This window comes from Bradyrhizobium genomosp. I (2014), assembly GCF_000261685.1.
GTDB lineage: Bacteria > Pseudomonadota > Alphaproteobacteria > Rhizobiales > Xanthobacteraceae > Bradyrhizobium.
The window spans coordinates 1-4,440 of record NZ_AJQE01000041.1 but is presented as its reverse complement, the minus strand read 5'-3'; the positions used below and the strand labels follow the sequence as shown (position 1 = coordinate 4,440).

Genomic DNA, 4,440 nt, shown 5'->3' with positions numbered 1-4,440 from the left:
GCGTCCTGCCGCTGGCGCTCACGGTCGCGCTGACCTCGCTCGAGATCCTGGTCGCGTTCCTCCAGGCCTATGTGTTCGCGATCCTGACCTGCATCTACCTCAACGACGCCATTCATCCGGGACACTGAGCGGTCCGGGGAATTTCCACCCACAACCCCATCTTTCTTCCAAGGAGTCTAAAATGGATCCGGCAGCAGCAAAACTTATCGGCGCGGGCATCGCGTGCATCGGCATGGGCGGTGCGGGCGTCGGCGTGGGCGTGATCTTCGGCAACTACCTCGCCGCAGCCGTGCGTAACCCTTCGGCCGCTCAGGGCCAGTTCGGCAACCTGATCTTCGGCTTCGCCGTGACCGAAGCGCTCGGCATCTTCTCGCTGCTGATCGCGCTGCTGCTGCTGTTCGTTCCGCTCTGAGGACGACGTTTTTCGCGCCGTTCCAATCCTTGGGACGGCGCGCGTGACAGCAACAGGAGAACTCCATGGCTGAGAGTCATGGCGGCGCGAAAGGTCCGGCGGCGGGCGCTCACACCGAGGCTGACGGTGGTCACCACGGTGGCGGTTTTCCGCCGTTCGAGAGCAGCAGCTTTGCTTCACAGCTGGTGTCGCTCGCGATCTTCTTCGTCCTGCTTTACGTGATCGTGTCCAAGCTCGCTTTGCCGCGCATCGGCGGTGCGATCGAGGCGCGTCAGAACAAGATCGAGGGCGACCTCGCCGAGGCGCAGAAGCTGAAGGACCAGTCCGACGCGGCGCTGAAGGCCTATGAAAGCGAGCTCGCTGCGGCGCGCACGCGGGCGCAGGCGATCGGCAACGAATCCCGCGACAAGGCGAATGCGCAGGCGGATGCCGAGCGCAAGGCGCTGGAAGAGCAGTTGGCGGCCAAGCTCGCCGGGGCGGAGAAGACCATCGCCTCGACCCGCGCAGCCGCCATGAGCAACGTCCGCGGCATCGCGGCCGATGCGGCAGGCCAGATCGTGCAGCAGCTCACCGGCGTCGTTCCGGATGCCGCGTCGGTCAATGCCGCGGTCGATGTGTCCTTGAAGGGTTAGTCGAGATGTTCTTCGAACCTGAATTTTGGGTCGCCGTCGCTTTCGTGATCCTGATGGTCGTGTTCGGCTATCTCGGGATCTTCAAGACGGCGATGACCGCGCTCGATCATCGCGCCGCCCGCATCAAGGCCGAGCTCGACGACGCCGCGCGCCTCAAGCAGGAAGCGGCCAAGGTGCTCGCCGACTACAAGGCCCGCAGCGCCACGGCCGAGCGCGAGGCTGCCGACATCATCGCCAACGCCAGGGCCGAAGCCGAGCGCATCGCGACCGAGGCCAAGGCGAAGATGGAAGACTTCGTCGCCCGCAGAACCAAGACCGCGGAGAGCAAGATCGCGCTCGCCGAGGCCCAGGCGCTGGCCGATGTCCGCGCCGCAGCCGCGGAAGCCGCCGTCCAGGCCGCTTCCACGATCCTGTCGCAGTCGGTCAAGGGCCCAGTCGCCGACGACCTGCTCGCCAAGGGCATCAACGAAGTCAGGCAGAAGCTGAACTGAGGGCGTCGCCTTCACCAAATAAAAAAAGCCGGCGCGACGAGCGCCGGCTTTTTTGTTTCTGCGAGATGCTTCCTCATCGTCGTGGCTGAAATCGTAGCCAGCTACTTCCTCCTCCCCCGTGCCTTTGGCTCGGGCGAGAGCGCCTGCGGGTCGAAGCCGACATAGAAGATGTAGGAATCGGCGGTCGCGGCCGAGGGCACCGGGTAGGACAGATCCTCGGCGACGAAGGTGAAGGGCACGCTGCCACTCTCCGACATCTCGACAGTGGTCCGGTAGGCCTTCGAGGCAATCACTTTCTCGCCGACGCCACCCTGTACCACCGCGACGCGTAACGGGACGTCGACCGTAGCAGGCGCACCGGCCGGGCCGGCGATGACGCGGCCCTGGATTCCGATCCGGGCGGTGATGTCGCCGCCGTTCCGGACGCATTCGCGCGCCATTTTGGAGATCGTGGCCTGGAAGCGGATGTCGTTCCCGACGGCCGGCTTGCCGGCAGCGCCGACCGCATAGGTGGAGGCGCCGGAGCGCACGGTGACCTGCGGGCAATCGACGTCGTCATCGGCGGGCTGGCCGGGCGCGGGCGCGGGCGCCGGCTTGGGCTCGGCCGGCTCGTCCGACTTGCCGCCGAACAGGCTCTTGAAGCGGTCGGTCAGGGACTGGGCCGCTACCGGCGAGACGGACGCGAGCGCAACCGACAACATCAACGCGACCGCTGTCCCCCGCCGCAACGCATTCCGCGATGTCCGAAGCTCCTTCACCATCGACGCCCATACTCCATGAGAATGTCCGGCCGATCGGCCGGCCCCAGCGCGTTATATCGCCAAAATCGGCGAACCCAAGGCAGCAAAAAGGGGGACTTTGGCGGCGCGAATCAGGCGACTCAGCCGCGGAAATCCTCGTGAAGCAGACCGAACAGCAGGTGATCCTGCCAGACCCCGTTGATGCAGAGATAGCGGCGCGCCAGGCCCTCGCGTGAGAAGCCACACTTCTCCAGCACGCGGATCGACGGCGCATTGGTGGGGATGCAGGCGGCCTCGACCCGGTGCAGATTGAGCTCGCCGAACAGCGTCGGCAGCAGCACCCGCAGCGCGGCCGTCATGTAGCCGCGATGGGCATGGGGCTGGCCGACCCAATAGCCGATGGTGCCGGCCTGCACGATGCCGCGCCGGACATTGGCCAGCGTGATCCCGCCGAGCAGGGCGCCGTCGAGCTCACGGAAGATCAGAAAGGGATAGGAGCGGTCCGCGGCAATGTCCTCGGAATAGCGGCGCAGGCGGCGGCGGAAGCCGGACCGGATGAGATCGTCCGACGGCCAGATCGGCTCCCAAGGCGTGAGATAGTCGCGGCTGGTCTCGCGCAAATGAGCCCATTGCAGGAAGTCCGACATTTGCGGCGCGCGCAGCAACAGCCCGTTGCCGCGCGGCGCGAGGGCGGCGGGTCCACTGGATGGCAGGCGAAAGAGGGCCATGGTGATGCTTTCCGGGGCGGGGCCCCTGGCACAGCTCCTAATGCAGCCGCGCCCTGGCGCGCGCCCGGGTCAATCCTTCCGCAAAAGATACTGCCGTGTCCAGACCCCTGCCACTGCCCAGTGCGACAACGGCAGGCCGGCTCCGCGACAGCAGCGCACGCGCCGCGTCCCTGGTCGATTCGATGCTGACGGCTTCGATCCGGGCTACCAATTCCTGCACCGTCTGCGGCCGCCCATAGGCGAGCACATGCCGGGCAAGCTGCTCGGCACGGGAGGAGCAGCTCTCCAGCGCCATCAGCAGACCCGCCTTCATCTGCGCCTTGGCCCGGGCGATCTCGGCCTCGGTCAGCGTCTCCACCGAATCATTCATGATGTCGACCACGACCTCCATCATCTCCGGCGCATCAGCCGGATCGGTGCCGGTGTAGAGGCCGAAGAAGCCGGTGTCCGTATAGGGCGCGTGGAACGAATAGATGGAGTAGCAGAGACCGCGCTTCTCGCGCACCTCCTGGAACAGGCGCGATGACATTCCGCCGCCGAGGATGTTGGTGAAGACCTGGAGCGAGAACAGCGACGGGTCGCTCTGCGGCACGCCTTCCAGCGCCAGCGTCAAATGGGCCTGCTCGAGCTCACGATGCACCACCTTGGTGCCGCCCTTGCCGAACTGAGCGGTTTGCGGATTCGGACCCGGCGTCCCCTCGAAACTGGCAAAGCGTCTCTCGACCTCTGCGACGACCTGCTTGTGGTTGACCGCGCCGGCCGCCGCCACCACCATGTCGGGTCCGCGATAATGCGTCGAGAGGTAGCCGCGCAGCATGTCGCGGTTGAAGGCGCGCAGCGTCTTGGCCGTGCCGAGCAGCGAACGGCCCATCGGCTGATCGGGATAGCAGAGCTCGTTCAGATGCTCGAACACGACGTCGTCGGGTGTATCCTGCGCGGCACCGATCTCCTGCACGATGACGTTCTTCTCGCGCTCCAGCTCGTCGGGCTCGAAGGCGGGATTGGCGAGGATGTCGGCGAGCACGTCGAGTGCGAGCGGGACGTCGGCCTTCAGCACGCGCGCGTAATAAGACGTGGTCTCGGTCGAGGTGCCGGCATTGAGGTCGCCGCCGACCGCCTCGATCTCCTCGACGATCTCGCGCGAGGAGCGCGTGGTCGTGCCCTTGAACGCCATGTGTTCGAGCAGGTGCGAGATGCCGTGCTCGTTCGGCTTCTCGTCGCGCCCGCCGACGCCGGCCCAGACGCCGAGCGCCGCGGTTTCGAGATGGGGCATCTCGTCGGTGACGACGGTCAGGCCGGAGGCAAGTTTGGTCATCTCGACGCTCATCCGGCAACTCCCTGCTTTGCGGCGCGGCTGACCGACAGCACGAACCGCTCGACCTCGGCCTGATCGTTCTTCATCACCCTCATGTGTTCGGATTTGGTCATCAAGCCGTC

Annotated in this window: 7 protein-coding genes; 4 read left to right on the top strand and 3 right to left on the bottom strand. The window is 66.0% G+C overall.

Features of this window, described 5'->3' with window-relative positions; all coding sequences use genetic code 11:
* From IC50_RS38770 to IC50_RS04055, 4 genes are all read left to right on the top strand, one after another.
* A partial coding sequence (locus IC50_RS38770; RefSeq protein WP_162131514.1) for a F0F1 ATP synthase subunit A occupies positions 1 to 128 on the top strand: 128 nt, incomplete at its 5' end.
* Positions 129 to 181: 53 nt separating this feature from the next.
* Positions 182 to 412 carry a F0F1 ATP synthase subunit C gene (locus tag IC50_RS04065; RefSeq protein WP_007599451.1) on the top strand — a complete coding sequence of 77 codons (231 nt, stop codon included), beginning with the start codon at positions 182 to 184 and terminating at the stop codon, positions 410 to 412.
* Between the two features lie 65 nt (positions 413 to 477).
* Positions 478 to 1,044 carry a F0F1 ATP synthase subunit B gene (locus IC50_RS04060; RefSeq protein WP_035700747.1) on the top strand — a complete coding sequence of 189 codons (567 nt, stop codon included), beginning with the start codon at positions 478 to 480 and terminating at the stop codon, positions 1,042 to 1,044.
* Positions 1,045 to 1,049: 5 nt separating this feature from the next.
* Positions 1,050 to 1,535, top strand: coding sequence for a F0F1 ATP synthase subunit B family protein (locus tag IC50_RS04055; RefSeq protein WP_035700745.1), 486 nt, complete (start codon positions 1,050 to 1,052; stop codon positions 1,533 to 1,535).
* Positions 1,536 to 1,636: 101 nt separating this feature from the next.
* On the opposite strand, the gene IC50_RS04050 is transcribed toward IC50_RS04055, so the two are convergent.
* The 3 genes from IC50_RS04050 to IC50_RS04040 all read right to left on the bottom strand — a co-directional run bounded on the left by IC50_RS04050 (position 1,637) and on the right by IC50_RS04040 (position 4,330).
* Positions 1,637 to 2,296, bottom strand: a complete 660-nt coding sequence (locus IC50_RS04050; protein WP_035700743.1) for a hypothetical protein — start codon at positions 2,294 to 2,296, stop codon at positions 1,637 to 1,639.
* A 119-nt stretch (positions 2,297 to 2,415) separates the two neighbouring features.
* Positions 2,416 to 3,003: a GNAT family N-acetyltransferase gene (locus tag IC50_RS04045; RefSeq protein WP_035700741.1), complete on the bottom strand. Its 588-nt coding sequence runs from the start codon at positions 3,001 to 3,003 to the stop codon at positions 2,416 to 2,418.
* Positions 3,004 to 3,040: 37 nt separating this feature from the next.
* On the bottom strand, positions 3,041 to 4,330 hold the full coding sequence (locus IC50_RS04040; protein WP_035700739.1) for a M16 family metallopeptidase: 1,290 nt from the start codon (positions 4,328 to 4,330) through the stop codon (positions 3,041 to 3,043).
* Positions 4,331 to 4,440: the final 110 nt, after the last annotated feature.

Excerpts from the sequence above, each read along its gene's own strand:
- IC50_RS04050 (WP_035700743.1), bottom strand. The coding sequence starts at position 2,296 with ATGGTGAAGGAGCTTCGGACATCGCGGAATGCGTTGCGGCGGGGGACA.
- IC50_RS04040 (WP_035700739.1), bottom strand. The coding sequence starts at position 4,330 with ATGAGCGTCGAGATGACCAAACTTGCCTCCGGCCTGACCGTCGTCACC.
- IC50_RS04055 (WP_035700745.1), top strand. The coding sequence starts at position 1,050 with ATGTTCTTCGAACCTGAATTTTGGGTCGCCGTCGCTTTCGTGATCCTG.
- IC50_RS04065 (WP_007599451.1), top strand. The coding sequence starts at position 182 with ATGGATCCGGCAGCAGCAAAACTTATCGGCGCGGGCATCGCGTGCATC.
- IC50_RS04060 (WP_035700747.1), top strand. The coding sequence starts at position 478 with ATGGCTGAGAGTCATGGCGGCGCGAAAGGTCCGGCGGCGGGCGCTCAC.
- IC50_RS04045 (WP_035700741.1), bottom strand. The coding sequence starts at position 3,003 with ATGGCCCTCTTTCGCCTGCCATCCAGTGGACCCGCCGCCCTCGCGCCG.